The 20957-nt window shown below is 36.6% G+C and carries 20 protein-coding genes and 1 pseudogene; 18 read left to right on the top strand and 3 right to left on the bottom strand.

The window, feature by feature from the left end; all coding sequences use genetic code 11:
• Positions 1-126: 126 nt before the first annotated feature.
• Both MUN87_RS08940 and MUN87_RS08935 read left to right on the top strand, forming a co-directional pair.
• Positions 127-606, top strand: a complete 480-nt coding sequence (locus MUN87_RS08940) for a sigma-70 family RNA polymerase sigma factor (RefSeq protein WP_244747411.1) — start codon at positions 127-129, stop codon at positions 604-606.
• Between the two features lie 259 nt (positions 607-865).
• Positions 866-1891 carry a replication protein gene (locus MUN87_RS08935; protein ID WP_244747410.1) on the top strand — a complete coding sequence of 342 codons (1026 nt, stop codon included), beginning with the start codon at positions 866-868 and terminating at the stop codon, positions 1889-1891.
• Between the two features lie 198 nt (positions 1892-2089).
• Here the strand turns inward: MUN87_RS08935 and MUN87_RS08930 are convergent.
• Both MUN87_RS08930 and MUN87_RS08925 read right to left on the bottom strand, forming a co-directional pair.
• Positions 2090-3225 (bottom strand): IS3 family transposase gene (locus tag MUN87_RS08930; protein ID WP_244747408.1). Its coding sequence is split into 2 segments (ribosomal slippage): positions 2090-2976 and positions 2976-3225, totalling 1137 coding nucleotides; the frame shifts between segments, so codons are not numbered across the junction.
• A gap of 193 nt (positions 3226-3418) precedes the next feature.
• Positions 3419-3616: pseudogene (locus MUN87_RS08925) on the bottom strand (carbohydrate ABC transporter permease); the annotation flags it as partial.
• Between the two features lie 636 nt (positions 3617-4252).
• Here MUN87_RS08925 and MUN87_RS08920 point away from each other — a divergent pair.
• The 11 genes from MUN87_RS08920 (at position 4253) to MUN87_RS08870 (ending at position 15099) form a co-directional block, all read left to right on the top strand.
• Positions 4253-5575, top strand: a complete 1323-nt coding sequence (locus MUN87_RS08920) for an extracellular solute-binding protein (protein WP_244747407.1) — start codon at positions 4253-4255, stop codon at positions 5573-5575.
• Positions 5576-5633: 58 nt separating this feature from the next.
• Positions 5634-6509, top strand: coding sequence for a carbohydrate ABC transporter permease (locus tag MUN87_RS08915; protein WP_244747405.1), 876 nt, complete (start codon positions 5634-5636; stop codon positions 6507-6509).
• Positions 6502-7335 (top strand): carbohydrate ABC transporter permease, encoded by an 834-nt coding sequence (locus tag MUN87_RS08910; RefSeq protein WP_244747404.1) that lies wholly within the window; start codon positions 6502-6504, stop codon positions 7333-7335. The genes MUN87_RS08915 and MUN87_RS08910 overlap by 8 nt, the downstream gene beginning before the upstream one ends.
• A 42-nt stretch (positions 7336-7377) precedes the next feature.
• On the top strand, positions 7378-8259 hold the full coding sequence (locus MUN87_RS08905) for an AraC family transcriptional regulator (RefSeq protein WP_244747402.1): 882 nt from the start codon (positions 7378-7380) through the stop codon (positions 8257-8259).
• Between the two features lie 28 nt (positions 8260-8287).
• The gene (locus tag MUN87_RS08900; RefSeq protein WP_244747401.1) at positions 8288-9289 is read left to right on the top strand and encodes a zinc-dependent alcohol dehydrogenase; all 1002 of its coding nucleotides are present in this window, start codon (positions 8288-8290) and stop codon (positions 9287-9289) included.
• A 64-nt stretch (positions 9290-9353) separates the two neighbouring features.
• Complete coding sequence (locus MUN87_RS08895; protein ID WP_244747399.1) at positions 9354-10184, top strand: sugar phosphate isomerase/epimerase family protein; 831 nt, start codon at positions 9354-9356, stop codon at positions 10182-10184.
• A 4-nt stretch (positions 10185-10188) separates the two neighbouring features.
• The gene (locus tag MUN87_RS08890) at positions 10189-10335 is read left to right on the top strand and encodes a hypothetical protein (protein ID WP_244747398.1); all 147 of its coding nucleotides are present in this window, start codon (positions 10189-10191) and stop codon (positions 10333-10335) included.
• A gap of 144 nt (positions 10336-10479) precedes the next feature.
• Positions 10480-11355 (top strand): AraC family transcriptional regulator, encoded by an 876-nt coding sequence (locus MUN87_RS08885; RefSeq protein ID WP_244747396.1) that lies wholly within the window; start codon positions 10480-10482, stop codon positions 11353-11355.
• Positions 11356-11978: 623 nt separating this feature from the next.
• Complete coding sequence (locus tag MUN87_RS08880; RefSeq protein WP_244747395.1) at positions 11979-13271, top strand: ABC transporter substrate-binding protein; 1293 nt, start codon at positions 11979-11981, stop codon at positions 13269-13271.
• A gap of 59 nt (positions 13272-13330) precedes the next feature.
• Positions 13331-14257 (top strand): carbohydrate ABC transporter permease, encoded by a 927-nt coding sequence (locus MUN87_RS08875; RefSeq protein WP_244747394.1) that lies wholly within the window; start codon positions 13331-13333, stop codon positions 14255-14257.
• Entirely contained in the window at positions 14254-15099 is an 846-nt protein-coding gene (locus MUN87_RS08870) for a carbohydrate ABC transporter permease (RefSeq protein ID WP_244747392.1), read from the top strand. The genes MUN87_RS08875 and MUN87_RS08870 overlap by 4 nt, the downstream gene beginning before the upstream one ends.
• A 305-nt stretch (positions 15100-15404) precedes the next feature.
• Here the strand turns inward: MUN87_RS08870 and MUN87_RS08865 are convergent, their stop codons facing one another.
• Positions 15405-15845 (bottom strand): hypothetical protein, encoded by a 441-nt coding sequence (locus tag MUN87_RS08865; protein ID WP_244747390.1) that lies wholly within the window; start codon positions 15843-15845, stop codon positions 15405-15407.
• 404 nt (positions 15846-16249) lie between these two features.
• Between MUN87_RS08865 and MUN87_RS08860 the strand changes: the two genes are divergently transcribed.
• From MUN87_RS08860 to MUN87_RS08840, 5 genes are all read left to right on the top strand, one after another.
• Positions 16250-16951, top strand: coding sequence for a YesL family protein (locus MUN87_RS08860; protein WP_244747389.1), 702 nt, complete (start codon positions 16250-16252; stop codon positions 16949-16951).
• A gap of 218 nt (positions 16952-17169) precedes the next feature.
• The gene (locus MUN87_RS08855) at positions 17170-17865 is read left to right on the top strand and encodes an RraA family protein (RefSeq protein ID WP_244747387.1); all 696 of its coding nucleotides are present in this window, start codon (positions 17170-17172) and stop codon (positions 17863-17865) included.
• Between the two features lie 51 nt (positions 17866-17916).
• Positions 17917-18594 carry an RraA family protein gene (locus MUN87_RS08850; RefSeq protein ID WP_244747386.1) on the top strand — a complete coding sequence of 226 codons (678 nt, stop codon included), beginning with the start codon at positions 17917-17919 and terminating at the stop codon, positions 18592-18594.
• On the top strand, positions 18591-19658 hold the full coding sequence (locus MUN87_RS08845) for an Ldh family oxidoreductase (RefSeq protein WP_244747384.1): 1068 nt from the start codon (positions 18591-18593) through the stop codon (positions 19656-19658). The genes MUN87_RS08850 and MUN87_RS08845 overlap by 4 nt, the downstream gene beginning before the upstream one ends.
• A gap of 130 nt (positions 19659-19788) precedes the next feature.
• Positions 19789-20952: an iron-containing alcohol dehydrogenase gene (locus tag MUN87_RS08840; RefSeq protein WP_244747383.1), complete on the top strand. Its 1164-nt coding sequence runs from the start codon at positions 19789-19791 to the stop codon at positions 20950-20952.
• Positions 20953-20957: the final 5 nt, after the last annotated feature.

The raw sequence follows: 20957 nt of genomic DNA, 5'->3' as shown, positions 1-20957 counted from the left end.
GGTTTAGCGTTTTTAACCGGTCTGGAACGAAATAACGGCATATGACTTGCTCCCGCATTCCCGCTATGATAGACACACCGCGGAATACTTGATAAGTGCTTATCACCTAGCAGGTGCATGAGAAAGATGGAATTTCAAGAAGTGTTGGCAGAACATGAGCGCATGATTCACCATTTTATTCATCGTTATCAGATACGGGATGCAGAGGGCGAATTCTACCAGGAAGGGCTAATAGCTGTCTGGCATGCTTATCAGCAGCACGATCCTTCTAAATCGAAATTATCCACGTTTATTTACAGTTCGATATCCAGACGTTTTCTTAATATGATGCAGAAGCACAACCGTGATCAGAAGAAGCAGCAAGACTGGCTGGAGCAGGTGAGGGAAGACGACTTATGGGCAGAGGATAATTATCCTTTCGATAGTTACCTGATGAACACGCTCAAGCAGGAATTATCGGAGAAGCAATGGTGCTGGCTAATTGAATTTATCATAGAGGATCAATCTGTGAAATCCATCGCAACACGTCACGATACGACAGAGGTGGCTGTGAAGAACTGGGGGAGAATGGCGAAACAGAAGATTCGGAAGGTGATGGAGGGGTAAAAAATTTTCTGAGTTTCAAAGGTAACTATAGGAAAGCCCTTGTTGAACAGGCAAGGGCTACATTTTTTAAAATTTGTACCGTATGTTAGCCAGCGAGGGTGAAAAAGCGATTTTCTTAATGAAAAATCTTATTTTCTCGTTAGAAAATCGCTTTTTCAACTATTCCCAGACAAATATCGGCATATGCTAAATTTTCTGTTTTCCGCTATTATGGAAGCAAGCTTATATACTTTAAGTAAATGAAGAGAGGGGAATGGAAATGGCAAATCCACAAGTGGAGGATGGGTACATAAGAATAGCAAATGATTTATGGAATGAGGTATTACGACGCGCTTTCTCAAAGAGGCAGACGAATCTGATTCTGTTCATCTGGCGGTTATCGTACGGAACCGGACAGAGTGATTGCTTGATTCCGAGCTTTACCAATTTTGAATTAGCAGGCATGTATAAACAGGACGTGAAGAAGGAGCTTACCTTCCTACGTGATTGTGCCGTGCTTTATTGGGATTCGCAAACGATGGTGTTCTGGATAAATAAAAACTATCACCTCTGGCAAATTACACCGAATAAGAAGTGGGACAATGAGCGTTTTAAACAGCTTCTGAAAAAGAATGTACATCGTAAGAAAGCGAACACTTCAGATGCACAACCTGTCACTGCAGAAAGGAAGCAGGTCAGTGATGTACTGACGAAACCGGGTAAAACGGTAAGTAAATCACTTACCTCCAAGTTAGTAAAATACGTACCAGAAAATAGCGTTAAGTCAATGGTGATAAGGGATCCAGCTTCCCGAAAGACAGAGGGAAAGACAGAAGGGAGGAAAGATAGAAAAGAATGTAATAGTTATAGAGACCCGCGCTTTCGCGAATTAATGCAATTTTATCGTGAAAATTTACAAATAGGATTAACCGATTCGCCTTATAACTATGAATTACTGACCCAATGGTATGAGGAGTATGGCCATGAACTGGTAATGGAAGCAATGAGAAATGCTACCAGGGCCGAAGCAAAAGGAGTGAAATATCTAGAAAGCGTGCTGTTGAACTGGGCAAATATGGGTGTGAAAACAGCAGCGGATGTAACGGTTATGCAGAAGCAAAGAAACGTAAGTCAACGTAAGCCGTCCTACCAGAAGAATCGTGCTGATGCTAAGCGGGATATTGTACCGGATTGGTATGTGAAACAGAAGAGTGAGCCGGTAAAAGAAGATAGTATGACAGAAGAGGAGAAGGATAGGAGAGCGGCTGAGGTCGATCGGATGTTTGGTATGTCAACACTAAACTGAACATATTTTTAAAGGAACATAAACTTGTTTATAGCGTTCTTAGTTCTAGCACTCTATTGGAAGCTAGTGCTTACATTTTGTCACTTGACTTTGAGCCTCTACGGGCAAGATTATGAGCCAGGAAGCCAGATCTACAATAAATCTGGCTCATCCACCAAGGCTATCCTGCCCGCCTCTCCAAGTAAAGTGCACGTTCCTCTACGAAATAGCGCACATACCTGCCTGATGCTTATTCTTATATTCCTTAGGTGTTAAATAGTCTAAGGATCCATGAATTCGAATATTATTAAACCAATTTACGTAATCAAAGAGCTCCAGATCAAGCTCTCGTTGACTTGAAAAGACCATACCACTTACGAATTCTGTTTTAATCGTTTTGAATGTTGCTTCAGCCACTGCATTGTCATACGGTGTACCTTTATTACTTAAGGATTTTTTAATCTCAAAAGTCTCCAGCGCTTCATCAATAAGTTTATTTTTAAACTCACTTCCTCGGTCTGTATGGAAAAGTTCGAGACGATTTAGATTGTACTTCACTGTCGAAAAGGCACGTTGAACTAAAGCTGCGTCCTTATGAGGACCAGCACTGTGTCCAATGATTTCCCGATTATATAAATCTACTAATACACAAATATAGTGCCATTTTTGTTGTACACGAACGTATGTTAAATCACTCACAATGACCTTTAATTCTTCATCTTGATCAAATTCTCGATTCAAGGTGTTTCCAATTTCAGACTCATTTACAGTAGTTTTCGTTGGTTTAAATTGAGCAATTGTGTATTTGGAGACAAGTCCTTGTTCTTTCATTATTTGCCCAATACGGCGACGTGAAACTTGCCAGCCTTTCTTATATAGCTCCTTTTTTATCTTACGCTGACCATAGACACTGCGGTTCTTTTTAAATATATCTATAATCAGTTCTGTTAATTCTTCTTTCTCTTGGTCATCACGGATTTTGGCTTCATAGTAGTACGTACTTCTTGGAAGTTGTAGGACGGCGCACATTGCTGATACAGAGTATTTATGACTGTTATTACGGATCACATCTACTTTCGTCCCATAATCAGCGCGGCTTGCTTTAAAATATCATTTTCCATTGCGAGTCTTTGATTTTCTTTACGAAGTCTGATTAACTCCTCCTGTTCCGGAGTTCTGTTGTCTTTCTCTTCAAAGGATCCAGTTGTTTTATGTTGACTAACCCACTTATCAAAGGCAGAAGGTGTCAACTCGTATTCTTTGATAATCTCATTTCTAGGTTTACCTGAAAGGTGCAACTGGACGATTTGTTCTTTAAACTCATTTGAAAATGTTCTTCTTTCTCTTTTGGCCATAATTGCCTCTCCTCCGACATTAATTGAATCAAGTTTATATGACCTTAACGAATCTGTCCAACTAAGTGTAACCTATTCAGTTGGAGGCGTATTTGAAAGGGGAGGGGTAGGATTTATTTTGATGTTGAAGACACTACTAAGTTACCAGTTTTCTAATACGAATCACTGGTAACTAAGTAGTCAATGTCGTTTTTTACCCTTTAATTCCAGTAATTGCAACACCCTCAATAATTTGCTTCTGTGAAAAGATATACACAATCAATACAGGAATAACAGAAATCACTGTTCCCGCCATCATAAGCGGCCAGTTAGCGGTGTATAAACCTTTGAACGAATTTAATAAGATTGGTACGGTAAACTTCTCTGGTGTGTTTAAATAGATTAATGGATCAGGATGAGGTTACGAGAAATCTGCATTAGGAGCTGAGCTAACAAAAGGGTCACCAACAAATTTTTCTGGTACTTTTGTGTATCCAGTTCAAGGACTGGTCTGCTAAATTCGGGGATGGATAAAGAGGTGTTGAAAACGATTGTCGATACTATATTTATTCATGTTGATCCCTCCCTTTCTTTTTACATATATGAGTTAATAGAGTAATTTATTTGTAAAATTTTGAAGAGGGAGGATGGGGTTAGGGAAAGGTGTGCCATGGTCGATGACTTGGCTGATTGAAAAACCTATTATAATTAGGTTCTTGTGAAGTACAATTTCTTTTTAGTTATGCTGAAAACCTAATTCCTCTTTATTTTTGGTAATCAAAGTGTAATGATTCAAAAAATGAATTCTAATAAAAAGTACATCCTTCATCCTTTCTTAAATGCTAATAATTTATATTTTATGCATGTAATAGTGAAAAAATAACCGTCAGAATGAAGCTATCCAAAATTTTAAAATAATAATAATTTGTGTTAAAAAATAGTATTTAACGTTAAAGACTTTATAGGTGACCCTGTACTATAATATTACCAAACTTAATTAACCGCTTACATTCGAGGGCGATTATTAAGTAAAAGAGGAGGATGTTTAATGAAACTATATGTGTTCCGTTTGATGTCTGTCTTAACATTAATCTTTGTTCTAACTGCTTGTAGTACGAATACGAATAATAATTCAGAAGAAGAAAATGCTGCGAAGGAGTCTCGAAATGAGGAAGAAATAACATTGACATTAGGTCACTATCGTGTAACAGATAATCCAATTGATCAACTTTTTGTTAAAACAGTAGAGCAGTTTAAGGAAGATCATCCTGAAGTAACCATAGAAGAAAATGCAGTCGCACATGATCCATATCGAACAAGAATGACGACATTAAGTGCCTCAGGTGAATTACCAGATATTTTCATGGCCAATGGTTCCATGCTTATCGATTATATTTCGAAAGATTATGTTGCTTCTTGGAATGATATTTTGGATGAAGATACGGAATGGCGGGATGGCTTTATTAATAATGCATTTGATGATTTTAGCTCTGATGACAATATTTATGGTATACCTGTTCAAATGCAGGGAGTCCACACAATTTACTATAATCAAAAAATATTTGAAGAAGTAGGAATTAATGAATTTCCCAAGACTTACTCCGCATTCCAAGATGCTATACAAACAATTAAAGAAGCAGATTATACACCAATTGTGATGGGGAATAAACCGAACTGGCCATTTGGTTCTACATTTTTTAGTACATTTGCGGATCGTATTACCGGTACAGAATGGTTTGCTGGATTAGAGACTGGTGAATCTAAGTTTACGGATCCGGAGTTTATTCAGGTATTAGAAGAAACGAAAGAACTTGCGGAAAGTGGAGCATTCAATCCTGATATTAACAGTATTGATCCAGAACAGGCTGCTAATGTGTACTTCACTGAGGAAGCGGCAATGATGGTAATCGGACCATGGGGGATAAGAGATTATTTTTTAAATGCTCCAGATGAGGTGAAAGAAAATACGCATTTAGCTCTTCTTCCAGAGATTGACGGAGGAAAAGGAAAAGCGAATGCTGTAGCAGGTGGTGGAGGATGGTCATATGCGATTAATGGTCAACTAGAGGGAAAGAAAAAAGAATTAGCAATCGAATTTGTTAAATCGTTGACAAATGATGCATTTGCACAAGGAATGCTTGAGAATAATGGGATGCCAATGAGAAATTTGGATACAACTGATGCAGAATTAACACCATTGCAAGAGGAATATTTCTCTATGATGGATGGAATAGAATATACGCCCGTGTATGATATTCGTCTTGAACCTGCGGTAGTTGAATCCTTATATAGAGGGTTGCAAGATATGCTTATTGGAGGGGTTACCCCTGAGCAATTAGCTGAGAATGTTCAAAGTAACGTAGGAAATTAATTAGAAACTTGTTTGTCGAATAGCCTTTTTATCTATCAATAGAAGAGGTGACCAAGAAATGAACGGAACATTATTTAAACTAAAGGCAAACCACATTTTGAAATACTTGTTTCCTGTTTTGTTGATTTATAGCGTAGCCGTACTAATCCCTTTAGTCATGTCTTTTGTGTACAGTTTGTTCGATGATACCGGTACTGCTTTTATCGGTTTGCAAAACTATGCTGCATTACTGAAAGACTCTGTTTTTTGGATTTCCTTTAAAAATAATATTATTCTAGTTGTCTTTTGTGTTGTCGGTCAGGTAGGAATAGCGTTTATTGTCGCAGCTCTTCTGAATACAAAATTTTTAAAAATGCGGAGTCTGCATCGACTAGCCATATTTCTTCCAGTCGTACTTGCTCCGGTGGTAACTGGTTACTTGTGGACAATTATTTATAATTATCGATTTGGATTATTGAACTGGTTTATTGGTCTATTTGGAATGGAACCTGGCCTATGGCTGGATGACCCGGAAAAAGTAATTTATATGGTTTCCATTCCTTTGATATGGCAATATATCGGACTCTATTTGATTATCTTTTTAGCAGGTATGCAGAATATTCCAAAAGAAATATCGGATGCTGCAGAAATCGATGGAGCAAATTGGTTTCAGAAGAATCTTTACGTCAATATTCCAATGTTAAAAGGGGTTACGCAAGTAGCTTTAATGTTATGTATATCCGGAACGATGAAAACATTTGATCACATTTTTGTAATGACAGGCGGAGGCCCAGGAACTGGTTCACTTGTTATGGCGCAACATGCCTATAATAATGCATTTTTAATGTCCAAGACAGGTTATGGTAGTGCGGTTTCAATCGGAATGATGATCTTAAGCGCGACTATTATTCTGGTTACTATGAAATTGATTGGGATGAGTGATAAAAATGTATAAAACAGGAGCAAAAATAGTTAAAGTACTAACCAATATATTTGTATTATTGTTTACTTTGTCTGCGATTTTTCCAGTTGTTTGGATGCTTTATACATCATTGAAAACAAATAAAGAATTTCTGGCAAATACATTATCATTCCCCATTGCTCCAACTCTAATTAATTATTTGAACACATTTGAGGTAGGGGAGCTCAGACACGCTCTTTTTAGTAGTGTTTTCAACACCATCATAACAGTGCCTTTAATAGTATTTTTTTCCTTCATACTTGCTTACTTTTTTGCCAGATTTAAGTTTAGGGGAAAAGGTATCTTATTTGGACTTATCCTGATTGGGATGCTTGTACCTCTGCATTCTTTGTTGGTGCCATTGTTTGTACAATTCAAAACAACAGGAATGCTTGATAACCGATTCACTTTAATTTTGCCTTATATTGCTTTCAATTTACCATTGTCAGTCTTTTTGTTTCAAAGTTTCATAAAGGAAATACCTTCAGAAATAGAAGAAGCAGCATATATCGATGGGAGTTCTTTCGATCGTACACTTTTTCGGATTATTTTACCGATTTGTATGCCAATGGTTGCGACTGTTGCAATCTTAAATGTTCTACATGTGTGGAATGAATTTCCGTTCGCATTAGTGTTAAATAAATCACCAGAATTTTATACTCTTCCAGTATGGTTGACGTTCTTTAATGGAGCATATACGACAGATTATACGGGGAAAATTGCAGGTTTAATGATTACTTCTCTTCCTACGATTATTCTTTACATGTTCTTTAGCAAACGGATTATACAAGGTATGACATCAGGATCTGTTAAAGGATGATAGTAAATATCTTATATTGAACGGGCAAAGGATGTGAATGCATTGGAGTGGACGAAGATAAATGATATTTCTCCACTTGTTCGTAAAGTGAAAATTACTAAGAGTGACCATTTATCAGGAGAATGGACTGATTTTGATCATGTATTCACGTATATTGAACAAGGTACAGCGGACTTCATTCTTAATGGTATTAATTATAAGGTTCAAGAAGGTGACAGCTTACTGTTTTACCCAAAGATGCGGCATTTCATTCGCTCGACTTCTGAGGAACCATTAATTCAATATATTTTTCATTTCGATCTTTATTTTAATGAAGTTCGAAGTAAATGGAAGGAAATAGGTGTGATGAATGAACAAAGGATGACTGTTCCACCTGAAGAAATGATCCTAATGTCCAGTCATCCAATCTCTAATCTTAGCATATCTTCCCGGATAGAATTAAGAAAATGCTTCTTGAAAATGTATCAGGAATATGTGAATAGACAGGATTTTTATTCGTTAAGACTTAAAGCAGCTACAATTGATATTCTAAGTATTTTTTACCAGAATCAGAACAAAGAATCTAATAATGAGGGCAGTCTTACCAAAGGTTGGGGGATAATCGAAAAATGTATCAATTTTATACAGGATAATTATGATATTGCTGAATTGGATAGTGTAATGATAGGTGAATATGTAGGGTTCTCTGCTAGTCATATTTCCTTTTTATTTAAAGAGCAGCTCGGTGTTACCCTTCATAATTATATTACACATGTTCGCATCGAAAATGCCAAGAAGCTTATGCTGGAAAGCGACGATACCATAACGATGATCTCTGAACAGACAGGATACAAAAGTATTTATTCCTTCAGTAGATCTTTTAAGAAAAAGGTTGGAATGACTGCGAGTCAATATATTGCGTATCATTCTAATGTTAATCTATAGAAATGACAATTTGAAGGAGTGCTTAGATTTGGATAATAGAGAAATAGTCTTTGTAGAGCCATGGAAAGTAGAAATTACTAGTAAAAGAATAGATGCTCGTATGGAAGCACATCAAGTATTAGTGAAAAAAATTTATACAATGGTTAGTCCTGGAACGGAACTAGCATGCTTGTCCGGTATGGAATCTTGGTTTAATATGCCTGGAGTTCCTGGTTATGCTTCTGTCAGTGAAATTGTAGAAGTAGGATCAGAGGTTACGGATTATAAAGTCGGTGATGTAGTTTTTCATTACGGGAAACATAGCAGATATGAATTCACTACAACTGACGGTGTGTTTCTCAAAGTACCAGAAGGATTGGAACTAAAGAGAGTCCCTTTCACTCGAATGGCTACAATCGCACTTACGGCTATTCGAGTCTCTGAAATTGAACTAGGAGATCTTGTCTCTGTAACGGGGCAAGGAATAGTAGGTAATATGGCTGCTCAATTAGCTGCATTACAAGGTGCTGAGGTTATTGGTCTGGATTTAGCCAACGAGCGGTTGCTAACGGCAAAAGAATGTGGAATAAAGCATTGTGTTAATGCAGGAACAGAAGAACCAAAAGACCGTATTATGAACATATCAAATGGAAAGGGTGTTAACACTGCTATTGATGCAACGGGCGTACCAAAGGTTGCTATAGACAGTCTTTCATGGATCGGAAAGTTTGGGGAGATTATTCTGTTGGGAACACCTCGAGGCACATACAATACTGATGTTACAGAAGTACTAAGGTCTTCACATCTATTTGAGAAAGGGTGCATTAACTTCAAGGGAGCGCATGAATGGCGTTACCCAGTTGCTCCGGACACTTTTGTCAAACATTCACTTTTACGAAATTCAACTATTGTATTTCAATTACTTATGAATGAATCGCTAATAGTCGACCCTTTAATTAGCCATATCATTCCGTATGAGAAAGCCCCAGAGGCATATGAAGGTCTCCGAAACAACAAAGATCTTTATAATGGAGTTTTATTTAAATGGTAGTGACAGGCTGCAAAAGTGTATTAAAACTGTGGGTGAGACCAATAAAAGTTGAAGGAGTATGTACATGTTAAGAGGTTTAACTAAAGCAGGGCTAGGTGTTATAGACAGTGATTTAGCGTTTATTCAATTAGCAGCAAAGTATGGTTTTCAGTCAGTTGATTTAGATGCTAAAACTTTTATTAACAGTTATGGAATAGAGGAAGCAAAAGCGATATTAAAAAAATATGATATGCAAATTGGTTCGATTAATTTACCGGTTGAATGGAGAAAATCAGAGACCGAATTTCGGCAAGGCATTACGCAATTAGTTGCCAGCGCTGAAGCAGCTGCTGAATTAGGATGCAAGAAATGCTGCACGTATATTCTTCCTTCTACTGACATAAAGCCATCTAGTTTAATGGCACTTGCTGTCAGACGCTTAAGAACCTGTGCATCTATATTAGGGACTTACGGCATTCGCATGGGGCTTGAGTTTGTAGGTCCAATGCATTTAAGAAAAATAGGCGAGCATCCATTTGTTTGGACATTAGAAGAAACTATTGAGTTATCTGATGCCATCGGGTTACCTAATGTCGGAATTTTACTAGATTCTTATCACTGGTATACTACAGGATTAACAACGAAAGATATTGAAAAATTAAGACCTGATCAGATCGTACATGTACACATTAATGATGCATATGATCTTCCGATAGAGGAGTTAAAGGATAATGATCGATTATATGTTGGAGATGGGGTAATAGATTTACAAGGTTTCTTAACCGCCCTAAAGAAAATCGGATTTAGTGGGACAGTTGCTCAAGAAGTGTTAACTACTGAAGCGCCAGTGGGAAGTGTGGAAGAGATAATAGAACGCACACAAAAAGGTTATGATGCGTATATGTTAGGAAGTTGACAAGATGATGAATAGGATAAATGAGACGGTTAATGAGAGATTATTAGTAGAGGTCAAGATTATAAAAAACCATCACTTGCGTGTAGTGATGGTTTTTTTATTCGTATTTCTGTGTTTGTTATTATTTAGTAATGCCCTTTTGTTTGAATAACATTTTAATTATGTTTGTATTTATGAGAGCGATTTTATTATACTTTAATTTTTGATATTATTAATCTCAGTATTTACTGTATCTGTTTACAGTATTTTATTTTCAAGTTATTTTAATAACGTTTACTGGTAAGGAGGTATCGAATTGAAGAATAAAAATAACTATCTTCAACAAAAATCACAGCATCCTAAGGTTGTAGCCTATTATTTCAAAGAATGGAGGGGGTTCGATATGCCTTTTCATTCACATAAAGCGATCGAGATTATGTACGTGATTTCTGGTGAATGTTTGGTAGAAGTGGGGAATAGATCTTTCCAATTGAAAAAAGGGAGATTTATTTTTATTGGAAGTGAAGTGCCCCATCGTTTATTTGTGAAACCAGACGGAATATGCAGAATGTTAAATTTAGAATTTATTTTAACAAAAAGAAATAGATCATTTCCTTCATTAGATGAGTTAGCTGATGAGAATAATCCGCTTTATAACTTTTTGAATATAAATCAAGCTTTTTTACTTTTAAGAGATATAAATGGTATTGTATTAAACTCTTTAAAGCAGCTTGTATTAGAACTTGATAAAGGAAATGAAAGCGATAATTATTTAATGGTACATCTTTTACTATCACAATTATTATTGCAAGTGTCCGAAAATGTAGAGAAAACAAAGGAAAGACCCATAAAGCAAACAGACATTTATATTAGAAAAGTAATTGACTATATTCATGAAAATTATGACTATGACATTAAGATTGAAGAGTTAGCTCAACTTGTCCATTTACATCCTAATTATTTGCATCGCATTTTTAAAGGAGCATTGAACATAACTATAATGGAGTATTTAACAAATTTTAGAATTGACAAAGCAAAAATGTTATTAACACGATCTGATATCCCTGTAACAGATATATCCAATTATGTCGGAATGAATAGTAGCCAATATTTTAGTAAAGTATTTAAAAAAGAAACAGGGGCAACGCCGATTGAGTATAGAAGGAAAGAAATTAATAATATACGCCCTTAATTATTACTAAACATTGGATGAGATTATTAGAATTTTGTTCAATATACACCAGTCTCTATTCGCTGAGCTGATAAATTGATAACGAAAGTAGTGGCCGATAAAAGTAGATTAGTCACATAATCTATCTTTATCGGCTATTAGCTGCTCTATTCTATTAATATTCCTCACATTATTTTCTTTCACCAATTACATAATAATTCACCTTTCCGGAGGTTGCTCAATACAATTTACAACTCACACTCTGTTAAATAAATAGTATGCCGTTCTATAACAACATTTTCATGGATTAATAAAGAAGTGGAATAAATAGAAAGGCAAAAGAGTTTTTATGCTTTTCCATAGTTAGAATTATACACAAAAAATAAGTAAGAGGAGATTATTGTTAAAGCGCTATCAAATGTAAGGTGATACGATAATTATATTATAAAAAGTTGAATAAACCCTAATCCAGTAGCATTTGTTGAACAATGAATTATTAGTATTATTTGTTCAGGAATTATTTTAATTTCGTAGATTTTAGATTATTACTTGAGAATTTATCTCTTAATTACTAGTGCTATTTTTATGCTTGATAGCCATAGTAAGAGAAGAAGAAACAATACTATTTAAAAAGGGGTATTATTATGAAGAAATTAACCAGTTTTATTACGGTAATCTTATTGTTAGGTGTTAGTTTATTATTAATTAGCTGCGGAAAAGCTAATGAGTCGTCTGGTGATAAAAACGAAGGTGAAATAACCCTTGAATACTGGGTGGGATGGTCACCTGGAGAAGAAAACGCGATTGAATCAAAGAAATTAATTGAGCAATATGAAAAAGAGAATCCTAATATAAATATAAATATTCAAGAACTTAATTATGATATGATACATGACAAACTTGTTACAGGAATTACTGCAGGAGATGTTCCTGATTTGTCCTGGGGACTTGGGGAATGGGTCGCTGACCTTAATGGTATGGGTGGATTAATGGATTTAACCGGTTATGTTAATGAATGGAATGACAAAGAAAATATCCAACAGAGTAGTCTAGATGCATTGACTATCAATGATAAACTAGTGGGATTACCATATCAGACAGGTGCACGTGCATTGCTGGTACATGAAAATATGTTAAAGGATACAGGGATAAATAAAGTCCCAGAGACATGGGATGAATTAATAAGAATAGGAAAAGAATACAATGAAAATACAGGTAAATACCTTTACGGTATGACGGGGACAAGTGTTAGAGCACCACAAGAAATGATAGGATATTTTGCTCAACAAGGTGTAGAAATCGCTTCTGAATCAGAGAACGGAAAATTTAGAAATACATGGAATGATAATCCTAAAGAATTGGAAGCGGCTACAAAAGTATTCGCTTTTTATCAAGACCTAATCGAAAACAAAGTAGTTGATCCTAATGCTAAAACATGGGATTGGGAGACAGCAGATACGAATTTTGCAACCGGAACATACGCAATGGAAGTTGTAGGTAACTGGATGCAGGAACGAGAATCATCAAATCCCGAAACAATGAAGGATGTTTCCGTTACAGTACCGCCATATGGTGAGGAACCAGCAACATTTCTAGAAGTGAAACCAATATTTATCTTTAAACAATCCGAACACCCGGAAGAAGCGTGGAAATTTGCCCAATTTTTATTGAGTAAAGAGTTTCAAGAAAAAGTACAATCTGCAAATACACCAAGGACTGATGTTGTAGAAGATACAAAATGGGGGAATGGTTTTAAGGATTTGGGAGAAATTGGAGTGAGTTTTCCTCCGGTACCAATGGGTAACATTACCAAGAATATGGAGGATGCCCTTGCTAAGGTGATTCAAAATAATGAAAAACCAAAAGAAGTTGCAAAATGGCTAAGCGATGAAATTAACAAGTCATTAAAAACATCTGGGGTGTTAAGTGAAGACTAGTTAGAGGATCTGTAATTACTTAAGGGGGAGATATTTCTCCCTCGGAAAGGAATAGCATCATGGGTTCTAAAAATATAAAACGACAAAAGTATTCAAGAGAACAACAAAGACGTTTTACCGCAATGTTGCTAATCATACCATCTATAATATTTCTAGTTGGATTAATTGCTTATCCATTAGTAAAAGTAGTGATTGATAGTTTTAGACTGGTAAACTTGACTAACGTTGCAGTAAGTGGATTTGCAGGTTTTGAGAACTATGTAAAGGTTTTAACAAATGAACACTTTCAAAAAGCACTTTCGAATACTGTGATTTGGACATTACTATCCGTAATAGGTGAATTTATTTTCGGTATGATTACAGCAGTTGCTTTAAATAATCAAGTGAAAGGTGTAGGTTTTTTTAGAAGTTTAATCATCATTCCTTTTGTTGTACCCGTTGTAGTTGCGGGTTTAACTTGGGAATGGATGCTATCTCCTGATTTTGGGATTATTAATTATCTGTTTGAAAAGATAGGCTTGATAAGTGAGTCTGTTAACTGGTTGGGAGAAAAAGAGACTGCATTATTAACTGTGACATTTGTAAATATCTGGAGATCATTTCCTTTTTATACTGTGACTTTATTAGCAGCTTTACAGTCAATTCCACATGATATTATCGAAGCTGCTGCCGTAGATGGTGCAAATGCTCCTAAACGATTTATGAAAATAATTTTTCCTCAATTAAAATCCGTTTCTATGGTGCTTATTGGCATGCATTTAATTTGGACTTCTATTAATTTTGATTATGTTTGGGTTATGACAGAGGGTGGACCGTTCTATGCAACAGAAACATTACCAGTTCAAATATATAGGTACGCAATGAAACAATATGATGTTGGTGCAGCCTCTGCCTTATCGACAATGATGATTGGTTTGATGACGATAGGATTTGTGACTTATTTTTATATTAAAAAAGTAAGAAGTAAGAGTGAGGGGATAAAATGATTACAACTAAAAGGAGTAAACTATTCTCCAAAATAGTAACCTATATTGTTTTAATTGCATTTGCTGTACTATGTATTTTTCCACTATTATGGATGATGGCTACTGCGATAAAGCCAGAGGATGAAATAAGAACAGCTATTCCTACTTTCGTTACATTACATCCAACTTTTGATAATTTCAGTCGTGTGTTAATGAATAATGGGTTTTTGTTAAATATCAGAAACAGTCTCTTGGTCGCGGTATTCACTACGATTGTTTCTTTAGTCGTTTCTATGTTTGCGGCATATACAATGAGTCGATACGGTAAATTTAAGGAAATTAAGCTTTCCGGTGCAGCGATGTTAATTTCTCAAATGGTTCCAGGAGTCTTGTTGCTTGTACCATTATTTATTATTATGAAAGAGATTAATCTGATTGATACGTATCTATCGTTAATTATTGCTTATACAACATTTTCTATACCTATGTGTACGTTCATATTAAAAGGTTTTTATGATACATTGCCACATGATTTAGAAGAGTCAGCTGAAATAGATGGTTGTTCGAAGCTTGGGATTATTTTTAAAATAATTGTACCAATTTCTATTCCAAGTCTCATTTCAACAGGGTTATATGCATTTGTTTTAGCGTGGAATGAATTTATGTTCGGATATGTATTTATTAATAGTGAATCAATTCGAACAATAACACCAGCTATTAAAATGTTTCAAGGTTCCAATATAACAGATTGGGGTGGATTAATGGCTGCTTCGACATTAGCTGTATTGCCTATTACAATTGTATTTCTTTTCTTCCAAAAATATTTTGTATCAGGTCTAACAGCTGGTTCTGTTAAAGGATAGTTATACCATAACAAGGTAGCATTTGGAATTTGAATTATACTCCATACATTAAAAAGAATTGGTGAAGGAATTAATGTTAACAATGTTTCTTAAATATAATATATTAAAAGCCCTACAGATTATGAGGTAAGTAATCTGTAGGGCTTTTTAATTATGTTTTAATTACTTGCTTACTTAAAAATTTATTATATTTATCATTTTTTCGCCTATATACTAATATGTACTGTTACACTCTTTGGCACTAGGTGGTAAAAATGTGTCAGACGTGGTACATTTCAGTGGCCATAATCAAAATTATGCTAAACTTAAAATTCTCTAGTATCTAAGAGCTGTTTAGATTGATCTAACTTTAATTCATTACTTTTCTTATCTATAAAATCATTTGCTTTTAAATTGTTGGTATTATGTATTATATCTTCTTTTATCTTTGATTTGCTGCTATTCATAATTTTATATAGCTCTTCGATTAATTCTTCATTTGCTTCTAATTGACTTTTTAATTTTATAATTTCTTTTTCTAATCTGGCTCTGATACTTTCATTAGAAGTCTGCTTCATTTGTGTTTCTTTTTCTCTAATTTCTTCCTCATACTGTTGTTTTTTCTCTTGCTTTCTTTTAGAAAATGCTTTTTTCATATAAGAGATAATAAATTCAATAATTTCATCTGCATATCTAATTAACAATTTTTTTATAAAAGGAAATGCTACTTTAATAAACCACCCTGTGAATTTTTGTTTAAAACCCAATTTTATCCCCTCCATTTAAATTAATTCCATATTACCACAAATGTTACAAAATAGGTATTTTTAATTATATGATGTTAGAACATTTGTCACACACCTCCTTATTTATGAAAGAGGAAAATATCAGGTGGGACTGTATTCTCTTTTCGTAAGTGAGATTATGCAAATATTTAGTTTTCGGTAGTAGAAGAAGAGAGGTATGGGGAAGTAGACTATCGTTTGGATTTATCAAAGGTGTGGATAGTAATCAGTTTTCGAATCTGTTGATCCATTTGATGGGGAATTAGAAGAATAGAACTTTCCCTACTCCAGAATGCTTTTAAGAATATATTAGTAAAACCATCATATCCATCTAATACTAGCATTCTAAAAATAGTTTTCAAATAAAGAACAGGAGGATAACATAGATGAATATACAATTTGGAATGACAAAGCTCATACAAGCTATCGCCGAATGGGTGACGAGGTTGGCTCTCACCAATATGATGTGGCTGCTATTCAATGTACCAGTGATATTGTTTAGCGTGAATCTAGCATTCGCAGAAACTAGACAGGAAATGATCAGTATTATCGGCATACTGTTCATCCTCGCGCCTTTTATTACCTTTCCTGCTACTGGCGCCTTATTTGCTGTCGTAAGAAGGTGGACAATGGAAGATACAACGATAGCTGTGTTTAAATCTTATATAAGATATTGGAAACAGCATTATAAACAGAGCATCATTGCAGGACTTATCATAGAAGTCTTCTGGATGATATATGCCATTGATTACTACTATTTCACTACGCAAATCAGCTCCTCATTAGCACTGGTATTTATCATGCTTGGAATAGTATTTCTGATGATCACACTCTTTTTTATCTGCTCGCTTGTGCATGATGAATTATCGATGATGAACCTGATGAAAAACGCGATTATCATGGTTATTACCAATCCAATTGTAACCGTATCGATCGGTGTATTTAACCTGTCAATTCTGTACATCAGTTTCCGTTATGCACCATACCTCATTGTCTTTTTTCTAGGATCCTTGATCGCATTTGTTACCTTCAGTGTTTTTTATAAAATTCATAAAAAAGTGGAATTAATTAAAAAAGACTCAATATAAATGAAACTATAACCATTAAAAAATGGTTGTTTTTTTATCACTGTTTAGAAATCGATTTCCAAAAAACGTAAAGAACAAACTAACAGCTGATTGTATCTCAAGAGTTCTTATACCTGCACTCAAGGATTAGAAAGGGATTTATATACTTATTTAAACAATAAATGTAAGGGTTTTCGGAAATCGATTCAGTCAATTACAAAAAAGGGAGCGATAAGCAAATGAGTAAATTTAACCGAGAAGAAATATTGGAATTGTACAAAGATTTACGTGTAACGGATGTACGTGACGGGATGGACTGGGTAGGACTGCACGGTTATGGGACAGTGGATCATAGTATCCGTCCGTTATTCCGGACAAAAGTGGTTGGCATTGCGAGAACCGCGCGTTATTTACCATTTGAAGGACCTGTTCCCAATGTAACAGGTGATGCGTATACGAAGTGGGCGAAATGGTATTACGGTGAGGTTTGTACGGATGAATGGGCACATGACATTGAAGCAGGGGATTTCATTGTTATGGATATCGCAGGGGCAGATGTTGGGATACTTGGTTCTAATAATACGTTGGACCATCTCCATAAAGGAGTAGTCGGCTATTTAACTAACGGTGGAGGGATTCGGGATACAGATGAAGTGATCATGCAACAGATCCCAGTCTGGTCTAAGTTTGTCTCACAAGGAATGGACCAGACGAGAATTCGCTACTATGAGAAAGATATTCCTGTCGCCATTGGTGGTGTAGCTGTTTATCCGAATGATGTGATCGTAGCAGATGGTGATGGTGTCGTCGTTGTGCCAAGTAAATATGCTAAGGACGTAGCGAAGTATGCGCATCAGGAATTAGCAGGTGATAAAGCAGGACGCAAGAAATTATATGAGAAATTAGGTTGGGAATTAGACGATACCGTACAGTAATTCGCAAATAATCTTCCTGAATCTTTATGAAGCATAAGAGGTGATGAGTAGTTGGAGACATTAGGGTTTAGAATTCTGACAAGGGAATCAAAGGTTAGTCCAGCAATGGTACAAAAGTTCGAAAATGTGGTGACACCACATGTGAGTGATAACATGAACAGAATGTTTTCCGGCGGTTCTGGTTTAAGCGCTTATTACCAAAAAGGAAAGTTACTCGGTGCAGCATTAACCATCAAAACCAGACCAGGCGATAACCTCATGGTACACAAAGCGATTGACCTGGCAGAGCATGGTGACGTATTAGTGGTCGATGCCGGTGGTGATACAACAAATGCAATTGTCGGTGAGATCATGTTGGAATTATCAAAGAAAAAAGGAATCAGCGGCTTTGTCATTAATGGAGCGATACGCGATTCCGCAGCATTCCGTAATGGTGATTTTCCGGTATATGCCAAGGGCGTCACACACAGAGGGCCTTACAAAGATGGGCCGGGAGAAATAAATGTCCCGGTATCAATAGACGGCATGGTGATTCACCCAGGTGATTTGATCTTGGGTGATGAAGATGGCGTGGTTGCGATCCCGCAGGCATTAACCGCTGACATATTAGATCAGGTGAAATCACAAGAAAAAAAAGAATGGGAAACATTTCAGGCTATAGAGAATGGCAGCGTGGATCGATCCTGGATAGATGCAACATTAAAAAATAAAGGGTGTGAGTGGAAATGACACCCGTTAATCACTATAGTTACAAAAAATTGCAGGATTTCTGCTCCTCGATTTTTGTTCATGCGGGAGTGGAGAAAGAACAGGCAGATATCGTCGCTGCATCCTTGGTTCAGGCAGATTTACGCGGTGTAGATTCCCACGGAGTTGTGCGAACCGCTATTTATTTAAAGAGAGTCGAGAACAACATGATAAACCCTGCAGCGAAGATTCGTACCGAAAAAGAAAATGAATCAACTGCTTTAATCGATGGCGCCAATCACTTCGGTGCTGTCGTCGGAACTAAGGCGCTCAAGCTCGCAATGAAGAAGGCAAAAGCAAATGGGATCGCCATGGTAGGTGTAAAACATTCCAATCATTTCGGGACAGGAGCTTATTATGCTTTAGAAGGTGTAAAGGAAGATTTGGTCACGATTGTTATGTCTAACGCATCCCAGACGATGCCGCCAACCGGAGGGTTAAGGCCGTTTATCGGGACCAATCCGTTAGCGGTAGGAATTCCATGCGGCGAATATCAGCCATTCCTGTTAGATATGGCCACCAGTGTGGTAGCAAGAGGGAAGATTATTGTTGCCGCCCAAAAGGGCAAAAGCATTCCACCAGGTTGGGCGATTGATAAGCATGGTAAGGCCACGACAAATGCGGAAGAAGCGTTACAGGGTTCTGTTTTACCATTAGCGGGGCCAAAAGGATATGGTATTTCGATGTTTATCGATATCCTGTCAGGTGTACTGACGGGTGCCGGCTTTGGTAAGTATGTCCATAATATGTATGAGAACTGGGAGGATCCCCAGAATGTAGGTCACTTTTTTATCACCATTGATATTAACAAGTTTATCGATATCCAAACGTTTAAAAAGAGAATGGACTTATATATTCAAGCTATTAAATCAGAACCAAAAGCAGAGGATGTCGAGGAAATTCTGATTCCTGGTGAGATCGAAACCAGAATATCCGAACAACGAAAAAAGAATGGCATCACACTACCTTTGAAAGTAGAACAGGAATTAACCGAAATCGGCAGGAAATACGGCGTACCGTTAGAAGATGCTTTATTACGGTGCTAAGTCTGCAAAACTTCCACTTCAAGTTTCGAGTATCCCAAAAAAGCTAAGTGGAAGTAAACAGACGCTAACACCCTGATCAAAGTCTCACTTTATTCATCCATTCTAATACAGAAAGTAAAGGTGTGTAACCATGCTAGTGAATGATCAATTCAGATATGAAATGCCTACGAAAATAGAATTTGGTGCTGGTAAAGTAGCGCATCTGGCTCAATATGTAACAGAGGTAAAGGGGAACAGAGTATTAATTGTTGGTGATCTGGGCGTATTACACGCTGGCATAATCGAAAGGATCGAGACGCCGCTGAAGAAGGCAAACATCCCTTACCAGATATTTAGTGAGATCGGGACAGAAGCAACGATCGAATCGGTCGCTAATGCTTACCGAGTGGCAAGGGAAATGCATTGTGACGTTGTGGTAGGTGTTGGTGGTGGAAGTTCACTTGATATCGCCAAATCTGTTGGCGTTTTACTTGGAAATGGAGGAGAGATCCGTGATTATGTTGGGTTAGATAAAGTACCCGCACCAGGTAAGCCGGTAATCGCGATTCCAACTACTGCTGGGACTGGGAGTGAAATCACGAGATTCTCGGTATTATCCGACAAAACAGAAAAAGCGAAATTGAGTGTCGGCAGTATGTTTAATTGTCCTGCTGTTGCATTAGTGGATCCGGAACTGACCCTGACCTTGCCACCACATCTTACAGCAACAACTGGGATGGATGCCTTAACCCATGCATTGGAATCGTATGTTAATAAAGAAACACAGCCGATATCTGAGGCATTATCGTTAGAGGCTATGAAACGTATTGCCAGTAGCTTAAGGCTCGCCGTTGTGCAAGGGGAGAATCTGAATGCGAGAAAAGACATGTTATTGGCGAGTACGATGGCGGCTATGGCCTTCAATACGACACGACTGGGATTGGCCCATTCATTAGCCATACCATTAGGGGCAAAATTCAATATACCACATGGATTAGTTAATGCGATATTGCTACCAGAAGTAATGCGTTTTAATGTTATTGGCAATCCGCACAAATTCATTGAAATTGCCCATATCTTTGGAGAGCAAATCGATGGATTAACTGACAGGGAAGCGGCTGAAAAATCCGTCAGTGCAATTAGGAAACTGAATGAGGATATTGGAATCAAACAGAAATTATCGGACTTTAACGTGAAAGAGGAAGATTTAGAAGAAGTGGCGCAGGAAGCGATGTTATCTGGAAATACTCCGATTAACCCGGTCAAACCAACAATTGAAGATTTAAAAAATATTTGCAGAGCAGTCATGGAGTAAGTGAG

The organism is Gracilibacillus salinarum (assembly GCF_022919575.1).
GTDB classification, from domain to species: domain Bacteria; phylum Bacillota; class Bacilli; order Bacillales; family Amphibacillaceae; genus Gracilibacillus; species Gracilibacillus salinarum.
This window is presented reverse-complemented; position numbering and strand designations above follow the sequence as displayed.

What these genes read in the sequence shown, in the direction of transcription:
- MUN87_RS08910 (WP_244747404.1), top strand. Translation starts at nt 6,502, where the DNA reads ATGTATAAAACAGGAGCAAAAATAGTTAAAGTACTAACCAATATATTT.
- MUN87_RS08920 (WP_244747407.1), top strand. Translation starts at nt 4,253, where the DNA reads ATGAAACTATATGTGTTCCGTTTGATGTCTGTCTTAACATTAATCTTT.
- MUN87_RS08840 (WP_244747383.1), top strand. Translation starts at nt 19,789, where the DNA reads ATGCTAGTGAATGATCAATTCAGATATGAAATGCCTACGAAAATAGAA.
- MUN87_RS08880 (WP_244747395.1), top strand. Translation starts at nt 11,979, where the DNA reads ATGAAGAAATTAACCAGTTTTATTACGGTAATCTTATTGTTAGGTGTT.
- MUN87_RS08870 (WP_244747392.1), top strand. Translation starts at nt 14,254, where the DNA reads ATGATTACAACTAAAAGGAGTAAACTATTCTCCAAAATAGTAACCTAT.
- MUN87_RS08845 (WP_244747384.1), top strand. Translation starts at nt 18,591, where the DNA reads ATGACACCCGTTAATCACTATAGTTACAAAAAATTGCAGGATTTCTGC.
- MUN87_RS08940 (WP_244747411.1), top strand. Translation starts at nt 127, where the DNA reads ATGGAATTTCAAGAAGTGTTGGCAGAACATGAGCGCATGATTCACCAT.
- MUN87_RS08875 (WP_244747394.1), top strand. Translation starts at nt 13,331, where the DNA reads ATGGGTTCTAAAAATATAAAACGACAAAAGTATTCAAGAGAACAACAA.
- MUN87_RS08935 (WP_244747410.1), top strand. Translation starts at nt 866, where the DNA reads ATGGCAAATCCACAAGTGGAGGATGGGTACATAAGAATAGCAAATGAT.
- MUN87_RS08890 (WP_244747398.1), top strand. Translation starts at nt 10,189, where the DNA reads ATGATGAATAGGATAAATGAGACGGTTAATGAGAGATTATTAGTAGAG.
- MUN87_RS08860 (WP_244747389.1), top strand. Translation starts at nt 16,250, where the DNA reads ATGAATATACAATTTGGAATGACAAAGCTCATACAAGCTATCGCCGAA.
- MUN87_RS08915 (WP_244747405.1), top strand. Translation starts at nt 5,634, where the DNA reads ATGAACGGAACATTATTTAAACTAAAGGCAAACCACATTTTGAAATAC.
- MUN87_RS08895 (WP_244747399.1), top strand. Translation starts at nt 9,354, where the DNA reads ATGTTAAGAGGTTTAACTAAAGCAGGGCTAGGTGTTATAGACAGTGAT.
- MUN87_RS08855 (WP_244747387.1), top strand. Translation starts at nt 17,170, where the DNA reads ATGAGTAAATTTAACCGAGAAGAAATATTGGAATTGTACAAAGATTTA.